Here is a 16,897-nt window from a genome sequence, read left to right as displayed (position 1 = left end):
GCCGCGATCGCGCGCGAGGAGCGCCGTGCCCGCGGCGAGGCCGCCGCCCGCGCTCGCGCCCGCGATGATGAGGCGCGCGGGGTCGATGCCGAGCTCTTCGGCGTGCTCGGCCGTCCAGACGAGTCCGGCGTAGCAGTCCTCGACGGGGAACGGGTCGGGGAACTCAGGGGCGAGCCGGTACTCGACCGTCACGGCGACGGCGTCGAACCGGTCGACCCACTCGACGACTCCGGTGATGCCGACGAACCGGTCGCCGAGGATCATGCCGCCGCCGTGCGTGTGGTAGATCCCGGGGCCGGTGCCGGTGCGGCCGATCTTCGAGATCACCGTCACCAGGATCTCATCGCCGTTGTAGCCGGGGATCGTGACGTCGCGGCGCTCGATGCCGCGCTCGGTGTAGAACTCGTCGGGCACGCCGAAGAGCGCGCCCTCACGCATGAACGGGATCATCTCGGGCGTGATCGACGGCGGCAGGGTCTCGCCGAGGATGGCGAGCACGGCCTCAAGCTCGGGGTCGAAGGGGGGCGGGGCGATCGGGCGGTCGGTCGGTCGGGCAATGAGGTCGGTCATGGGGGAACTCCAGCGTTCGGGGTCACATCGTCGTGACGTCTGATCCGATCCTGCGCGTCACTGCGCATGCCCGGAACCGACGATCGCGGCGGGATGCACCCCATTCTCCCGCCGTTCGGCGGGCACGCGGCATCCGCTGCCTCACATTGCGACCCGTCAGTCGAGCGGCTTGCCGAAGCGCTTGCCGGTCTCGGAGTAGCCGATGGCGGGGTAGAAGGCGTGTGCGTCGTCTCGATACAGGGCGGAGGTCACGACGACCCGCTTCGCCCCACGGCCGCGAGCCCACACCTCGAAGTGGGCGACGAGCTGCCGACCCACACCCGTGCCGCGAGCCTCCGACGAGACGACGAGTGACGTGAGCTGAGCGGATGCCCCGTTCGACACGTACGACCACAGGATGAGTCCCGCCGCGAATCCGACCACCGCGCCGTCGTGCACGGCGACCCAGGCCTCGGACTCGTGCTGATGCGCGTTGCGCGCAAGGCGGTACTCGATCTCCTCGGTCGTGGACGGGTACCCGAGCTCACCCAGGAGCGGCGCGAGCGCAGCGGCATCCGCCACCCGAACCGGCCGAATGAGCAGCGCCTGCATGGTGCTCAGTGCCCGGGCGAGCCGGCCGCGGTCACGCCGACATCCGAGCGGTGGAAGTTCTGGAACGAGCGCGACGCCGTAGGCCCGCGCTGCCCCTGGTAGCGGCTCGCGTACTCGGCCGAGCCGTAGGGACGCTCGCTCGGCGAAGAGAGGCGGAAGAAGCACATCTGGCCGATCTTCATGCCGGGCCAGAGCTTGATGGGCAGGGTCGCGACGTTCGAGAGCTCGAGCGTGACGTGCCCCGTGAAACCGGGGTCGATGAACCCCGCAGTCGAGTGGGTGAGCAGGCCGAGCCGGCCGAGCGAGCTCTTGCCCTCCAGGCGAGCGGCGACGTCGTCGGGCAGGGTGACGGCTTCGAACGTCGAGGCGAGCACGAACTCCCCCGGGTGCAGGATGAACGCTTCGTCGGGCCGCACCTCGATGAGGTGGGTGAGCTCGGGCTGGTCTTCGGCCGGGTCGATGAACGGGTACTTGTGGTTGTCGAACAGCCTGAAGTAGCGATCGAGGCGCACGTCGATCGACGACGGCTGGATCATGCCCGGTTCATAGGGCGCGAGACCGATGCGGCCCTGGTCGAGTTCGGCCCTGATGTCGCGATCCGAGAGAAGCACGGTGACAGCGTAGCAACGGCGTGCCGCGGCGATCATCGGATGCGTCATCCGTCGTCCTTCTGTTGACCTCGCTGTTGACCTCGCGTCGACCTCGCAGCAATACCTTTCATGTGGCAGGTTTTAATGCAACCCTGTCAGGACGACGTCCTGTCGAGGACGCGAACGAAGGAGTTCACATGCGATCGACCCTGCGTGCGATGACCATCACCGGAATGGTGGTGGCGGCTCTCGCGATCCCGCCGACGGTCGCGTCCGCCGCTGCCGCTGGCGACGACGACGACGCGGCCCGTGGCGGACCATCCGCGAATCAGGTGCTGCGCGGCTACGCCGCCGACACCTGGACCTCGCTCGTCGCCATGACCGACGAAGAGACCGGGCTCGTGGCCGACAACATCGAGGGCGACCTCACGGCGGCGAGCGGGTACACGAGTCCCACGAACATCGGCGGCTACCTCTGGTCCACGGTCGTGGCGCGCGACCTGGAGCTCATCTCCGCGAAGGAGGCGCGTGAGCGGATGCGCACGACGCTTTCGACCCTTACGACGATGGAACGGCACGAGCCGAGCGGCATGTACTACAACTGGTACTCGCCGGCCGACGGCGCGAAGCTCACGACGTGGCCGACGAACGGCAGCACGGTGCATCCGTTCCTCTCGACCGTGGACAACGGATGGCTCGCCGCCGCGTTGCGCGTCGTCGCCGGCGCCGAGCCGAAACTCGCCGACCAAGCCGAGGCGCTCTACGCCTCGATGGACTTCGGTTGGTTCCACGACCTCGCCGCCCGCCCCGAGGTGGGCATCAATCGCGGCGGCTTCTGGGTCGAGGCGCCTCCGGGCTGCTCGGTGCCCGGCAACTACGGCGACGACGGCCCCGACGTCTTCTACACCTGCCACTGGTACGACACGACCGTGAGCGAGTCGCGCATCGCGACGTACCTCGGCATCGCGAACGGGCAGATCCCCGCCGAGGGCTACTACGGAACGCTCCGCACGATGCCTGACCAGGGCTGCGACTGGGCCTGGCAGGAGCAGAAGCCCACGGGCGAGTGGCGCGAGTACCTCGGCGTGCCCGTCTATGAGGGCGTCTACGAGTACCGCGGTATGAAGCTCGTGCCCGCGTGGGGCGGCAGCATGTTCGAGGCGCTCATGCCCGACCTGTTCATCCCCGAGGCCGAGTGGGGCGCCGAGTCGTGGGCCGTCAACCACCCCGCCACCGTGCGCGCCCAGATCGAGCACGGGCTCGACGAGGCCGGCTACGGATACTGGGGCTTCTCACCGGCATCCGACCCCTTCGCCGAATACCGCGAATACGGAGTCGAGGCGATCGGCATCAGCTCCGACGGTTACGCAAGCGACGTGGAGCGCACGAACGTCGACGCCGGCTACGACGGATGCCGCGAGGCCACCAATCCCGCCCCCGACTTCGGCGACGGCGTGGTCACGCCGCACGCCGCGTTCCTCGCGCTCCCGTACGCGAAGGATGCGGTGCTCGAGAACCTCTCCGGACTGAAGAACGAGCTCGACGCCTACGGCCCGGGCGGGTTCTACGACTCGGTCGCGGTGGGCAGCGGCACCATCGCCGACCGGTACCTGAGCCTCGACCAGTCGATGATCATGGGTGCGATCGGCAACGAGCTGAAGCGCGACCACCTCAAGGCGTACTTCGTCGACAACTCGTTCGAAGACGCGGTGCGCCCGCTCGTCGAAGCACTCGAGTTCGGGTCGGTGCTGCCGTAGCTGCTGCTTGCGATCGGCGAACACAGCGCGGCACGTCTTGCTAGCATGGTCTCCGTGCATCCTGAGACGGATGCCGCGCGCGGATGTAGTTCAATGGTAGAACTTCAGCTTCCCAAGCTGATAGCGCGGGTTCGATTCCCGTCATCCGCTCTTCGCAAATTATGCCTGATCAAAGCCAATTTTTGGATCTCGATCGAGCCCCGTCGATTCGACTTGTTCTCGCTGCGTCACGCTCTACTCACGGTTAATGATTCAGTTTGTTTTCGTGAGCAACCCACGCTCAACTCTGTCGAGGGGCCTTTTGGCGCGTCAGTTCGACCTCATCGGAAATGTGATTGACTGCGGATGTAGCAACGGCAAGGTCGGCGCGAAGCGGGCGTGGTATGAGGTACGCAGACCGAGACGCAAGCCCCAGCCAAGGGGTTGTCCCGTAGCTGGTCGCCGTGTCCAGCGCGGTCACCCCGGCGCCCTCGGGTGCGCCGGGCAGGAGGCTATCGTGAGTCGTCGTGGACGTCGCGAGCCCGTAAGCGCGGGTTCGATCTGTACCCGAACACCCAGTGCTATGAACCGCCCTGCGTGTTGGACCGGATCGACGATTCGCACAGCGACCACCTGTAGATCCCGATGCCCGATAACACGGCGACAGCAACCGCAATCCAGAGCCACGGCCACAACTCACCAATGGCCCCGATCGCAAGAGGTGAAGCGAGTACCAGACCCGTTGCAGATACCCCCACCATCGCAGTGATGGCATCCGCCGGCTCTCCCTTGCGCGCGACACGGCGCTTTGCAGCTCTCAGGATAAGCCCGACCACAAGCGACAACAGCCCAGCAATTGCGCCGGCGGGCACTGCAAAGGCCAATCCGAACAGGATGTTTGTGAGAATCATTCCGGGGCTCACGGTACCAATCACAGCCGGAACCCACACCACGGCGCCCACGGCGCCGCCTATCATGAGCGACACCTTCACGAGCGTGGCCCGACTCGGGAGTCGCTTGAATTCAGGATCCGCGCTCATGGCAGCAACAGAGCTGATAGGTCGTTCGCTTGGTTCGACCAACTCGCCCATGCCCCTCCACCGGCAACGCCAGCAGCAGCGAGCACGTTGACCTGGTCGGCCGAACCCGTCTGCCTTAGATAGACCATTCCGCCGGTCTCCTCTGTGCTGAAGGTTATTCGCGATCCCGGGGGATCAAAATAGCCGTTCGACGTGACCGTGAAGGTCACGCTCGTGGGCGTGGTCGTCACCCAGACTCTCGCGGTTCCTTCGGCCGGGGTCGCGCCAACAAGGGTGCAATTTGTCCGGTTTACAAAGCTGTTGCAACCGTCAATCTTGAATGGAAAGACACTGGGATTCGCTTTGAAGACTGACATCACGGACTTGGCGCTCGTGTAACGGTTCTTCCTTGCGATTGGGAATGCGTACGAGTAGGAGTAGGACCCCACCTGGTACCACGCCCGCTTCGCGCCAACCTTGCCGTTGCTGCATCCGCAGTCAATCATATTCCCGGTGAGGTCGGTTTTGTTGATCGGGTCGGCGGGGTAGTCGTAGTTGTTGGTGACACCGCCCTCGATGGGGTCGACTTCCAGGAAGCGTCCGAGCGCCGGGACGTACTGGCGGGCGCCCATCTCGATGGTGTGAATCGAACCGGCGTGCTCGGTGAGCTTCCGGTGCGAGCCGAGCCAGCCCCAATCGGCGTTGCCAACCAGGGTGTCAGGGCCTGCATCGTCCGCCGCCCCCGTGCCGATCTGCCCAGTAGCCGGGTCGATCGGTTGTCCGAACGGGTCAAACCGTGACACCTGCGGGGTTCGGACCCCTGTCTCTCCCGCCATCACAACAATGTCGCCGTGAATGTTCGGATACGACCACGCCTCGCCACCACCGAGTCGTGACAAGGTAACTCCACCTGGCAGTCCGATCACGGACTGCGCGACATTGCTGTAACCGTCGAGGACCAGAATCGGGGCATCCCCAGCACCGGAGAACCCGTACCGCATCACCGTCACCTCAGCGTTCTGCCCCGCCGGGGTCTCCATGCGCTGCACGATCCGGCCCGTGCTATCCCGCAGGTACGCGACCACCGTGCCATCCGGCAAGGACGACCTCACGTGCTGGTCGGTGCTGTCGTACCCGATCTCCTGATCGGCAAGCTTGACCGTGTTCCCGTGCTTGTCGTAGGAAAGTTCCGCGGGGGCGAGACCATCGGCGACCGGATTGGCGCCGGAAGGCGAACCGGCGGCGGCCGAGCTGAGGAGCCGGTCGGCTTTGTCGTAGCAGTACGTCGTGGTGGTCGGGGTGCCGTCGGTCGGGGTCGTGGTGGTTGAGGTGCGGTTATTGTTCAGCCCGGCTTTCGCGAACGCGGGTGCTGCGCACCCCGTAGTGTCGCCGAACCCATAGCTGATAGTGCTGCCGGGGATGGTGGCTTGAGTCAGCCGGCCGCCGGCGTCGAAGGTGTACCCGGATGTGTAGGTGGTGGCGCCGTCGGTGAGGGTGTTGCCCACGATCCGGCCGGACTGGGATCGGGTGACGGCATCCGTCACGCCCGCGCCGGTCGGGAACGCCCATGTGATGGCGGTGGTGGCGCCGGCGGGGCCTCGTTCAATGCCGGTCAGCGCGGACCCGTTCCCCGCCCCTGCCCCTGCGGCTGGGTAGTCCACGGAAACCAGGCGTCCGTTCGCGTAGACCGGGTCCGCGATCACGGCGTCGTCGCTGCCAGTTGTGACGAGTTCGACCCGCCCGTCGATGTCGTAGTCGAACCCGTGCCGCTGCACGACCGCGCCCCCAGGGTCCCTGGTGGTCACGGTTTCGACCCGTCCGGTGAGGGGGGCGTAGTCCGTGGCGGTGGCGACGCCCCACACGTCGGTGTACGTGATGGTCCGGCCGAGTAGGTCGACCCGGGTGGTGATTCGCCCCCCGGTGGGTGACCCTTCGACGTCACCTTGCGTCCAAGACACGAGCGGGTCACCGGTGACGGGCTCCAGGAATCCGAAGGTGGCTGTTCTCCCGGGTGCGGTGTCCGTGGGCGCGGAAGTGACGTTGGTAGTGCGACCGCGGGTATCGAAGGTCGTGCAACTCCAAGCTGTGTCGCCGGTGCGTTTGCTGCCGACGGTGCGACCGAGGACGTCGTACACGAATTCGGTGACCACCTGTGCGCCGGTCTCGCCGGGCTGAGTGTGTTTCCACAGGAACCCGTATTGCGCGGTGGTCAGCGGCAGCTCGCAGATCGGCTCGGTCGCGCTCGGGTACGCGGAAGCGAGCGTCTGCGCGTCGCCGTAGTACTCGGATTTCGTCCCGTAGGTCGTGTCGGTGGTCTTGCCGTCGGCGACCGCGGCGGGCAGGTACCGGGAGGTGGGCCGGTTGTAGGTGTCGTACCCGGTGACGATCCGCAGGTTCAAACCGGCCGGGTCTACCGTTGTCTGGGTTGGGAGCCCGAGGTATGCCGTCCCATAGCTCGTCGCGGTGTTCAACGCGGTGACCCCGGCGCCCGCGGGACTGCCAGCGAGGAGTTGGTCGTCGGTCGTGGTCGAGGTGACCAGCCCGTAGTCAGGTGCCAGCGCTGTGCCAGGCACAGTCGTCTTGCTCGCTCCCCACGCGAGCTTCAAGACGGCGTCGGTGGCTCGCTCCATGTACTCGATCCGGATGCGCCGCGTGCGCTGGGTACCGGTGTCGAAATTGCCAACAGAGGACCATCCGGCCGAGCCGATACGCCAGAAATCAATGATGCGGACGTCATCGATCCACAACTGGGCACCGTCATCGGCCCACAGCCACAACTGCTGCGCGCCGTCCGTTTCGAACGTGATCGTTCCGGACAATCGAAGGGACCAGTTGTCCGCGCTCGGTGCGGCCCCGTAGGGCGCACCGGTACCCCAGTTGCGGTCGACCGGCCCGAACCCATACGTGGAGCCGATCCCGAGCCCGTATGCGGTGGGCTGCCCGGTGAGGGTCTGGTTCGGGAAGTACTCGGCACGCAAGCCCTGCATTCCCTCGTCGTATCGGGTACTCGTGTGTGCGGTCGACGATGCACACGGGGCGATGGGCTTGCGGTACGTGAGGCTCATCGGGTCGTTATCGAAGCAATCCGCTGGGGCCGGCCCGTACGTGTCGGTGGGCCGGTCACGCCCGTCGTACAACGTCGTGGACTTCACGTCCCACGGATCGGTGCGGGAGAGGACCTGGTCCTTCATGTTCCACTCGGTGTGCGCAGTCAGGCCGGAGGCAGACTGGTCGGACAAGGTTCGGAGCCCGTCGTCGAAGGTGACCGTGCGAGCGTAGCCGTTGGAACCCTCCGTTTCAGGCACATCCAGTCCCGCGACGTCCACGTGCGTTATGCCGGCCCCGTACACGTAGGTCTTACTGGGCTGCTCTGCTGGGGCGACACCATCGGGTGCGGCAAGAGTCACCGCGGTCGCCCGCCATGGCGAGTCTTCGTCGGCGGGGTCGGTCTGCGCGTACGAGATCGTCGTACCCGACGTGGTACCCGCGGGGTCCCTGGAGCTGTCCGCGGCGAGCCAGTCGTTCTGCAGTGAGTCCCATACCCCGTCCAGCAGCCCATTGAATGCGCTGTACTTGAAGCGTGCGGTCTCCCCGCCGGGGTCGACGATCTTCTCGAGCTGCCCGCCCAGATAGAACAGCTGGGTCGTGTCCGGTTGACCGGTAACGTGGCCGGGGTAGGTGATCTCGCAGAGCATCCCGGCCGGCGGTGTCGTGTGACCGGGAGCGGACGGGCACGTGGTGCCGGCGACTTGGTAGCTGAATTTCACCACTCGCTGGTACACACCCTGCGCGTCCTTGGACAGCGGGTCCCGGATCTCGGTGAGCCGCCCAGCGGAGTCATAGTTCATCAGCGGCGCGGCTGGTTTCTTCAGATCGAACGGGTGTTTGACGTTCTCGAACATTCCGTCCTTGCGGAATGTGTGGATGGCACCGGTGCCGTCGGTAAGAGATACCTTCCCGTCGCGGCCCACAACGAGTACGCCGATTTCACCGACCGGGGGCTGGTAGCCTCCGTTCGTCTTCGTGTACGTGTGGGTAGCCCCGGCGGCGTCGGTCACCGTCACCGAGTTCTCACTGACCCGGACCTGGGTGAACACGTTGCCCGCACCAGCCAGGGGGGTGGACGCCTCCCACCCGGGAGGCATCGTCGTCAGCGACCGTGTGAACCAACTCGGCGGCACCTCCATCTTGGTGTCGTCGATGCCGTTGCCGTTCGCGTCCGTTTTCCGGACCCACACCTGCGCGGTCGCAGTCGACACACCATCGAAGTAGTCCATCTCGAACTTCAACGGGGTGGCGTTCTCCTGGAAGGTGAGGTCCTTGCTCGTCTCCCATTGGATCTGTCCGTTGGTGTGCGAGTCCGTGTAGTAGTCGTACACGTATGCGTTGTTGATCTTGATCCGCGCGCCATTGTCCCTGACCATGCCGAACTCGTACCTGCCAGTAGGTCCCTGGATGAACCCGTCCCATCGCACCCGGAAGTTCTCGGCCGGGACACCCTCACCGGGCGAGGTGGTCTTCCACAGGAAGGAGACTTGCGGGTCGATGCGTTGCATCGCGAGCGTCCCCGCGGACACAGACAACGGATACGTGACCGTGGACCCGTCGGTGGGGTTGTGGTCGTAGTACTTCCCGAGTAGGCCCTGGTTGCTGGCCTGCTGTGAGTTGTACGTGAACGAATATCCCATGCTCCCGCCGGCCGCGGCCACCGTCGGCGAAGAGAAGCTCAGGTTCACGTTCCCGTTCGCGAGGTTCACGGTCACGGGACCGGCCGTGTCCGTCGGCGCGGGCCCAGCAGTACCGACCCTCAGGTCGACGCGGAGCTTGTTGGTCCAGTTCGTGAAGTACTCCCCGTACTGGTCCTTGGTCTTCACCGTCCACGCATACGAGCCGCCGTCCTGCAACGTTCCGGCTGGTACGGTCCACGTCGGCTCAGGGATCCACCCGGAGTTCGCGACCGCGCCGGTGAAGCCGTCGGTGCCTGTGGAGATGCTGAACTTGTAGCCGCTGACCGGTTTCCCGTCGGCGTCGGTGACTGCTCCGGTCGAGAGTTTCGGTCGCAGTGTCGCCATGATCGCCGATGCTCCCGGCGATGACGTCGACTGAGCTGGCAACCCCGGCGTTGTGGTATTGAACTTCCACACTGCACTGCCCCGGACGGTGGAAGTGCCCCACGTCCCGTTGTGCCCGTCGTGGACCTCGGCTTTCCAGTAATAGGTCTTGCCCGCCAACAGGGCCGAGTTTGGCACCACGACCTGGTCCGAGCTTTGCCACTGCGATTCCCAGACCTTGCTCGTGTCCGGATTCGAACCCGACCCGATCCGGAACCGGTACAGCAACCCGCCCCCACCAGGGTTGGTCGCCCCCGTGACCTTCAGGGTGGGCGTCAAGCTTGTCGTCGCACCATTGCCCGGCGACGGCGGGGACGCGATCGTCCCCGCGGTGGGGAAATCCTTCCACTCGACATACATCGACGCGGCCACATGCTTATACGTGTACGTCGCGGACTCGTCGCCGCGGAACATCAGGTACGCCCCGCTCGTGCGGTCCCGGACCCACTGTGCGATCTGTGTCGTCAACCGGTCGTCATTGACCTCGCCACCGGCCGCGTCGATCCGGATCCCGCCCAGGGTCGCCCCGACCCCGTTGTAGTTGAATGCGGTCGCGTGATGGAGTGAGCCCCACCGCGTCGTCGTGGTGCTGTCCGAACTGGGCGGGCTGAAGTAGATGTCGGCGTTCAGGATTTGCTTGCCGAAGAACTGCTCGTAGTTGAATTTCGCGACGGTCCGCCAGATGCCGTTCTCGTTCGTGTTTCCCATCTGGATGCCGTAATTGTGGTTGTACTGCCCGTTCGTTTTGTACGCGTGCGAGTCGTAGTAATCCGCCCACGCCGTCGGGTCCACCATCACCGGGTACACCCGGTCCGAATCGTTCAGCCACGCCCGCGACGCAGTCAACGTCAACCGCCACCCATCACCTGCAGCGTCTACATCAATATCCACACTCTGGGTCGCGTTCCCGGAGGTGCCATCCGTGCTCGCGGAATCCCACATCTGCGGCGCCGGCACTACGAATCCCACCTCACCGTCGGCGTCCTGGAACTCAATCGCGCCGAGCTCGGTCACCACCGGGACGAGGTCACCCGCGTCGACCAGCCACGACCACGACGTGCGCCCCTGCTCCCCGGGAGCCTCACGCAGCCGGAACAGCTCCTTGACCTCGGCACGCTCAACCTCGTACACCAAGTCCGTGTTCGCGAACACGCCCGGGTACTCCACCCGATTGTCCTCACCACCGAACGGGTTCAGATCTCGCTGCAACTTCGCACCAGACGCGTCCTCGAGCGTGAACGCGACCCGCTGGCCACCCGCATCGATCGAGAACACCCCGGCATCAGACGCGGTCTCCTTGAACACCGGCGCCAGAGGGTGCCGCACTACTTCGCCACCGCCGACTCCGAGAAACGACCAGAACCCCGTCCCAGCAATACCGGTCTCGATCGGCACCCAATCACCATCGACCCGCACGTTCAACGGCGCCACCGACACCTCAGTGAACCGCTCCTCGCCACCCAAGTCGTACGTGGTCGAGAACTCCGTGCGCTTCAGCACATCCGACTCGTCCGGGAACTCAGCCTCCCCAGGCGAGGGCATCTCCGACGTTGGAGCCACCAGATCCGGTGTCTCCGGCACGTCTGCGGCGTTCACCGTGTCCGGCTCGAACTGACCCGCCGGCACCTCGGGCTCGATCGAGACCGCCTCCACCGCAGCCTCAGCCGACTCTTCCGTCTGCGCCGGAGGCAACGCCAACATTTCCTCCACCGACGGCGCGGCGACACCATCGCCACCAGCCGGTTCCTCCGCCAAGGCGGGCTGCACAGTCGTAACCGACAAGACAACCACTAGAAGACATGCCACAACGCCGTCGCGCAAACCGTGCCGCACAGAGCCTCCAAAGCTCACCAGACTGCCGCCACGGCAATGCATCGAAACTACATTGCCCCGTCTCATTTGCCGTGTCCCCAATATGAGGGACAACTCAGCTGGTCATTGGACATGAGCACGAGCCATGAACGGGGGCGCGAAACGCCAAATGGTCCCTCGGGCGACGGCACATTTCTATCGGTGAGCCCAATAGCTCAGGAAAGCCCAGTGCGCTCGCAGAGGCGGCCTGGGCGGAGCCGGACGCGGCGCCTAAACCATGACACCCGTCGACCCCGAGGAGCTCGCCGATAAGGCGCGCTCCTCACGGTCTACTCACGGTTTCGCCAGGTTCACATCCATGCCGAGCTCTACCGCGACCGCAATCGCGGCGTCCACGACCTCGTCGACGCTCATCCGCTGAATCGTCATGCGTTCGAACGAGCGACCTCACTCGTCGCGTGACCCATGGCGCGTCCGGATCTGCCTAACCGCGCGCCCACCTGCGCACCTCACATTAGATTGGTCTTCGAGTGGGACGTCGCCACGATTAACTCACGGTTTTGCCGAGTTCACCACGGCTCACTTCAGTTCACATTCCACGTGATTCCGCGGATCGTGAGCCCGAATGAAGCACTGTGAGACGGCACTTAGGAACTTCAGCTTCCCAAGCTGATAGCGCGGGTTCGATTCCCGTCATCCGCTCTTCGCAAATACCCTGATCAAGGCCTATTTTTGGTCTTATCTCGAACGGGCCGCTCGTTGCGGGCGATGCAATGCGATGAGGAACCAGTTCACGATGGTTCCTGCGAACACATTCACAGCCCTGATCAGGGCCTTCGCCTCCTATGGAGCCGTGGCTTTCAGTTGCAAAACCGCTTTCGTAGTCACTTAATAGTCACAAATTCCGGCGTCGCCCCTTCCTCGCGGTGCCCGCAAGTCGGGGTGACGGATGCATCAGAGCGCGTCCACTCGGAGCCCCGAACTCAGCTTCCGCAACGCGGACATAGCCCCACACGGATCTGTCAACGACGGAGGCACGTGCTGGCAGACTGGCGCAGGTCGCGAGGGGATCCCTCGCCGGGCTCCCGTCAGGAGTATCACGGACGGAGTCGGACGACTTCTTTGAGGCTCGCAGCGAGGCTCAGCGTCAGCTCGACGTCGCCTTGCTCCGTGGGAACAGTGAGAACCCGTGGTCTAAATCGGCCAGCTGACACTGCCGTTGCATCGCTCCGAAGGTATGCGAACCCCACCCCGACGTACCTTTCGAGTATCTGACGCGCGTCGCCGTCAGACGTCTCTTCCTCAAAGTGATTCAAGGAGAATCCGCCATTCACATCAAGTGCGAACCACCGGTCGCCTGGGCTCGACACGACGACCCATCGTTCCGGCGTATCAGCGCGAGCGAGACGGAGATACGCAGCGTCCCGACGAACGCCAAGCTCGGACCAGATCTCATGGGAGTCAGGACGCAGCGAACGAAGGACATCGTCAACGCCCGACGTGTTCATCCACCGACTCCATCCGACCGACTTGATCTGGTTGCCATAATCGCATGCAGACCGAGAATGAATGTCTCGCACACGGATCTGTGAACGACGGAGGCACGTGCTGGCAGACCGCTCTTCCAGAACTCCAGGTTCGCCGAAGCGTCCGCATCACTCGAGCGCGTCGTGTGGCTGTACCAAATCCGCGAACCCGCACGCAGGCTCAATCATGTCCCCATCATCTGGTTAATGAAGCTGGGCCAACGGAACTCCGGCGGCTGACCAGCGACGTTCCCCATCTGCCAACATCGCCGTTTCTCCGGCCAGCACGACGTGAAAAGGGACCGCGCGTCGATCCCACCACTCGCCGAGCTCCACGGGCTGCGCCCACCCTGCGGCCGCGCCGGCCAGGCTGCCGATGAGCCATCGAAGCGATTCGGCGCCTGCATGAGCAAGCACTTGGTCGATCTCGGTGATCACCACCACGAATCCGGATGCCGGCGGAAGACCTTCCAGATCGGCTAAGCACTCGTCAAACGCATCCTTGTTCCCGCCGAAGTAGAGAGGGAACTGAAGCGCCGAGGCGAATTCATCGAACAGCGCTTGAAGCGTTCGCATCTCACGCCCCCGGACCACCCGAGCGGTCAGCCCAGCGTCAGTCCAGCTCATGACCGCGGTCGCTACCTCTTGGTGGTTCCCTTCCAGCAGGAGCAGACGGAACTCTTCATCCACCCGTGTCAGTTGCTCGAGTCCGCTCATCCCAGGCTTTCGGTCCGGCTACCCGGGATTGACGGGAGCTACGAAAACTTTAGCCGCCGCTCAACGAAGTCGCTCACCGTCAGCACCACAGCCACAAAGAGAGCCACGAACCCGAGAATCCAGCCCCCACTGCCGATCCACGCGTTGGGAATCGAGCCTTCGTAACCGAGATGCGACACTGCGAAGGACATCGGAGCTGATGCGAGGAACGATCCGCATTCGACGACAACGAGTGGCCAGAGAATCAGATTTAGATACGAAAGCGGGCGGCGTTCCGAGCCCTTTACGACAGCCGCGCAAACACAGACAGTCGCAACAAGGCCGCTAACCAGAATCCATCCAATCCCCAACAGCACCAACCAAGGTCGATCGCTCCCGAACCGGTGATACGCCTCGGACAAGCCGAGGCCAGTGGCAGACGGCATCTGCACGTAGACGTAGCTCGCCGCGACAGCAAGCGGGAGCAGCCACCCCACCAAGATCAGCAGGCACGTAACGGGCGCGATGGAACGTCGCTGTGCCCCTCGGGATTCCTCGACTACCAATTGCATGCCGCATCTGCTCTTCCCGTGCCAAGACTCACTGCGGTTCGAGCGCGGTCAGTTCGTAGTCGAGGCTCCACGGATCATAGGCCTTGGGGAGTTGACAGGTCCACTGATAGGCCGCCTGCGATGGCGGCTCGAACGTTCCATGGAACCGCCGCGACGGCGCATCATGATCGCTTCTCACCGTTACACGCGGCGGCCCAGTCTGTTCGGGCGGTGAGACGACCGCCGCGACGATATCGATGCAGGGAAGCCAACTATCGGGGTCGTAGGTATTGTCCGATTCGATCTCGATCGAATCGCGAGACGGCGCCGAGCACGACGGCCCGCAGAGCGGGACTTCTTGTCCAGGTCCGGTGTCGACGAGTTCCGCGTGCATGCTTCGAGCATCCGCGTCGATGGTCACCCGACACGACCAAGCGAGATACTCAGGGTCTCCTCCGCCCTCGTCCACGATCTTCGTTGTGCCCGAGATCTCCCACGCCCCGTCGATCGGCGACACGACCTCGATGTCGGCGACCACGATGTACAGGGACATTCCCGGGCCATTTCGGTGCTCAGGATCGGCGGAGAAGTTGGCGCAGGCTTGAACCTTGCCCTGGTCGATCCCGCTGTACTCGACGAAGGTGTCGCCGCTCGCGCCCCAATACGACGAGCATCCAGCCATCAAAGCAACGGATGCGGCTGACCACAGGAGCCCGATCGCGAGTCGACCGGATCTCCGGGCCGCTATCCTTGTGAACCGCCTGCTCGTCATGGTGCGATTCTGCACCGTCGAAGGCTCCAGGATGGGCTCAAATTACTCGATCCCGACTAGGACCTCCCCGCGAAGCGTCGCGAGTATCGGCGAACAGCGGAGACTCCTATTGCGGCTCAACCACGTTTCGCGTCGATTGCGGCGGGGTCGGGCTCTTGTCGCGTCGGCCAATCAGGTAAAAGCTGATGGCGCCGCACAGAACGACACCCACCCAGATGCCCACAGTCCAAAAGGACGCTGCAGTCAAGTCAGTCCTGACAAAATACCTCGCGATGGAGCCTGCTGTTCCGATGAGGCCAATCAACGGAATTGAGACCGCGATTGCAGCTAGCTCCGCGACCCAGGGTCGCGTTTGGCCTGCCAACCTCATGCAAATCCAGCCGATGGGCACAGCGACGACGAGCAGCGCGACCTGCGAGAGGCCGTAGGGCACGTGCTCCCGTTCGATCTCCCAAGATCCCCGGGTGAGCCCTATCCCGACGGTGAAAGCACCAATCACCGCCTGCCACACAAAGGCCCCGTGGATGGCTCCGCCCACCAGCAACATGATTCGCCTACTGCGCGGGCTCATCGTCGGTCCCATCTAGAAGCAGCCGTCGTAGTCATGCGGAAGAACAACTGCGGGATAGGTCTCTGGCCACCCTCGAGCCGCGAGGCCGGCTGTGTACGAGAATGCCGCTCGCGCCGACTTGGCGTCGGCAAGCACATGCCGAACCGCCCAGCCGTGACGGTGGACGAGGACCTTCATATCGGCAAGGGCTTGGTCCCGTGGATTACTCATGAGCCGAGCGTATCGAGCACGTCAACCGGCCCGAGCACGTCCGCAGGAAGATCCGGAATCGACTCCATCCCTCTCCCGGTACGCTCGGTCCGTGTACGGGATACCTGTAGGCGAGACCTTTGCTTTCATCGAGGGACGCGTCCTTGAGCAACTCTGCTTCGGCCGGCATGAGCTGGTTCTCAATTTCGACGATGGACTCTCAATCACCGTTGAAGGTGCGCTCGGTATCACCCTGGCGGGCGCGGGAGAGTCCGTTGTCGACGACGCGCTCGACATCGCATCGGTGCTCGTCGGCTTGATCTCCGACACCGTAACTGCGAGCGAGGTGAACGACCCTCGCTCCCTCTCCATGCGATTCGCCCAAGGCCACATCGTGCGCCTGATCGACAGCTCCGAGCGATACGAGTCGTTTCAAATTCGTCACGGAGATCGCCTCATCGTCGTTTAGGCCCGAGTGGGCGTGGAGGATGTCGCAGAGGGATCCGCTTGCGGAGGTCCACAGACCGTCGGGCTATTGGGCGTGAGCGATCGGTATCATCGCGGCGATCGTTCAGGCCAGCCCCGAGGACCGCTCTGTCTCTCCAGCAGCTAGATTGCTTCATGATGCGACAGAGCAAGCCGTTCCCCCGCGGGATAACCAAGGTCACCGTCATCGCTGCTTGTGTGACCGCCGTGCTGAGCGGGTGCGTCAGCAGGCTGCCTCTTGCGGCGCAACCGGACGCTGAGCGATGGGCGACGGACCAGGCCAAGCAGATACAAGCTTCGTATCCGGAGCTATCTGAACTGCCAGCGCAGATGAAGAGATTGAGCTGGTGCGGATACGAAGAGCTCGACGAGGGCGTTGGCACCACCGTACTCACCGCCGACATTCCTATCCAAGTTGAGGAGGCGAGGGCACTTCTCAGGCGGATTGGCGACGATTACGAGCGAGCGGGTTGGGATGTGGCTGGAGAAGGAGACTACGTCCCGAGCGCTGCCGCCCTCGACAATCGAGCCCTCGTCCCCACCGACACGGAGGGGCACCCGGAGATCTCGCTCCGCTATGAGGCTTCCCATTCCGTCCTTAGCCTGAGGGTGACGAGTGCCTGCTATCGCACGCTTGAGGGCGAGGGGTAGCGGCACCGGAGCTCGCCGATGTAAGC

Annotated in this window: 11 protein-coding genes and 1 tRNA gene; 4 read left to right on the top strand and 8 right to left on the bottom strand. The window is 64.3% G+C overall.

Annotated elements, in window-relative coordinates; genetic code table 11:
• The 3 genes from ESP51_RS07090 to dcd all read right to left on the bottom strand — a co-directional run.
• Positions 1-570: alpha/beta hydrolase (locus tag ESP51_RS07090; RefSeq protein WP_164990447.1), on the bottom strand; the 570-nt coding region annotated here is incomplete at its 3' end.
• A gap of 156 nt (positions 571-726) precedes the next feature.
• Positions 727-1,161, bottom strand: a complete 435-nt coding sequence (locus ESP51_RS07085) for a GNAT family N-acetyltransferase (protein ID WP_129520192.1) — start codon at positions 1,159-1,161, stop codon at positions 727-729.
• Between the two features lie 5 nt (positions 1,162-1,166).
• Complete coding sequence (gene dcd / locus ESP51_RS07080; protein WP_129520191.1) at positions 1,167-1,772, bottom strand: dCTP deaminase; 606 nt, start codon at positions 1,770-1,772, stop codon at positions 1,167-1,169.
• Positions 1,773-1,948: 176 nt separating this feature from the next.
• On the opposite strand from dcd, the gene ESP51_RS07075 reads away from it, so the two are divergent.
• Positions 1,949-3,508, top strand: a complete 1,560-nt coding sequence (locus ESP51_RS07075; protein WP_129520190.1) for a glucoamylase family protein — start codon at positions 1,949-1,951, stop codon at positions 3,506-3,508.
• A gap of 79 nt (positions 3,509-3,587) precedes the next feature.
• Positions 3,588-3,658 (top strand) — tRNA-Gly (locus tag ESP51_RS07070).
• 410 nt (positions 3,659-4,068) lie between these two features.
• On the opposite strand, the gene ESP51_RS07065 is transcribed toward ESP51_RS07070, so the two are convergent.
• From ESP51_RS07065 to ESP51_RS07045, 5 genes are all read right to left on the bottom strand, one after another.
• Positions 4,069-4,578, bottom strand: coding sequence for a hypothetical protein (locus ESP51_RS07065; RefSeq protein WP_129520189.1), 510 nt, complete (start codon positions 4,576-4,578; stop codon positions 4,069-4,071).
• Positions 4,524-11,372 (bottom strand): PA14 domain-containing protein, encoded by a 6,849-nt coding sequence (locus ESP51_RS07060; RefSeq protein ID WP_206737237.1) that lies wholly within the window; start codon positions 11,370-11,372, stop codon positions 4,524-4,526. The genes ESP51_RS07065 and ESP51_RS07060 overlap by 55 nt, the downstream gene beginning before the upstream one ends.
• A 1,787-nt stretch (positions 11,373-13,159) precedes the next feature.
• The gene (locus ESP51_RS07055) at positions 13,160-13,672 is read right to left on the bottom strand and encodes a barstar family protein (protein ID WP_206737236.1); all 513 of its coding nucleotides are present in this window, start codon (positions 13,670-13,672) and stop codon (positions 13,160-13,162) included.
• Positions 13,673-14,251: 579 nt separating this feature from the next.
• On the bottom strand, positions 14,252-14,989 hold the full coding sequence (locus ESP51_RS07050) for a hypothetical protein (RefSeq protein ID WP_129520187.1): 738 nt from the start codon (positions 14,987-14,989) through the stop codon (positions 14,252-14,254).
• A gap of 91 nt (positions 14,990-15,080) precedes the next feature.
• Complete coding sequence (locus ESP51_RS07045; protein WP_129520186.1) at positions 15,081-15,521, bottom strand: hypothetical protein; 441 nt, start codon at positions 15,519-15,521, stop codon at positions 15,081-15,083.
• A gap of 325 nt (positions 15,522-15,846) precedes the next feature.
• Here ESP51_RS07045 and ESP51_RS07035 point away from each other — a divergent pair, with 325 nt between their 5' ends.
• On the top strand, positions 15,847-16,203 hold the full coding sequence (locus ESP51_RS07035; RefSeq protein WP_129520184.1) for a DUF6188 family protein: 357 nt from the start codon (positions 15,847-15,849) through the stop codon (positions 16,201-16,203).
• Between the two features lie 152 nt (positions 16,204-16,355).
• Positions 16,356-16,871 carry a hypothetical protein gene (locus ESP51_RS07030; protein ID WP_129520183.1) on the top strand — a complete coding sequence of 172 codons (516 nt, stop codon included), beginning with the start codon at positions 16,356-16,358 and terminating at the stop codon, positions 16,869-16,871.
• Positions 16,872-16,897: the final 26 nt, after the last annotated feature.

The sequence above is a fragment of the Agromyces albus genome (genome assembly GCF_004134825.1).
Classification (GTDB): Bacteria; Actinomycetota; Actinomycetes; order Actinomycetales; family Microbacteriaceae; genus Agromyces; species Agromyces albus.
This window is presented reverse-complemented; position numbering and strand designations above follow the sequence as displayed.

Excerpts from the sequence above, each read along its gene's own strand:
- ESP51_RS07085 (WP_129520192.1), bottom strand. The coding sequence starts at position 1,161 with ATGCAGGCGCTGCTCATTCGGCCGGTTCGGGTGGCGGATGCCGCTGCG.
- ESP51_RS07075 (WP_129520190.1), top strand. The coding sequence starts at position 1,949 with ATGCGATCGACCCTGCGTGCGATGACCATCACCGGAATGGTGGTGGCG.
- ESP51_RS07065 (WP_129520189.1), bottom strand. The coding sequence starts at position 4,578 with ATGGGCGAGTTGGTCGAACCAAGCGAACGACCTATCAGCTCTGTTGCT.
- ESP51_RS07055 (WP_206737236.1), bottom strand. The coding sequence starts at position 13,672 with ATGAGCGGACTCGAGCAACTGACACGGGTGGATGAAGAGTTCCGTCTG.
- ESP51_RS07045 (WP_129520186.1), bottom strand. The coding sequence starts at position 15,521 with ATGTTGCTGGTGGGCGGAGCCATCCACGGGGCCTTTGTGTGGCAGGCG.
- ESP51_RS07030 (WP_129520183.1), top strand. The coding sequence starts at position 16,356 with ATGATGCGACAGAGCAAGCCGTTCCCCCGCGGGATAACCAAGGTCACC.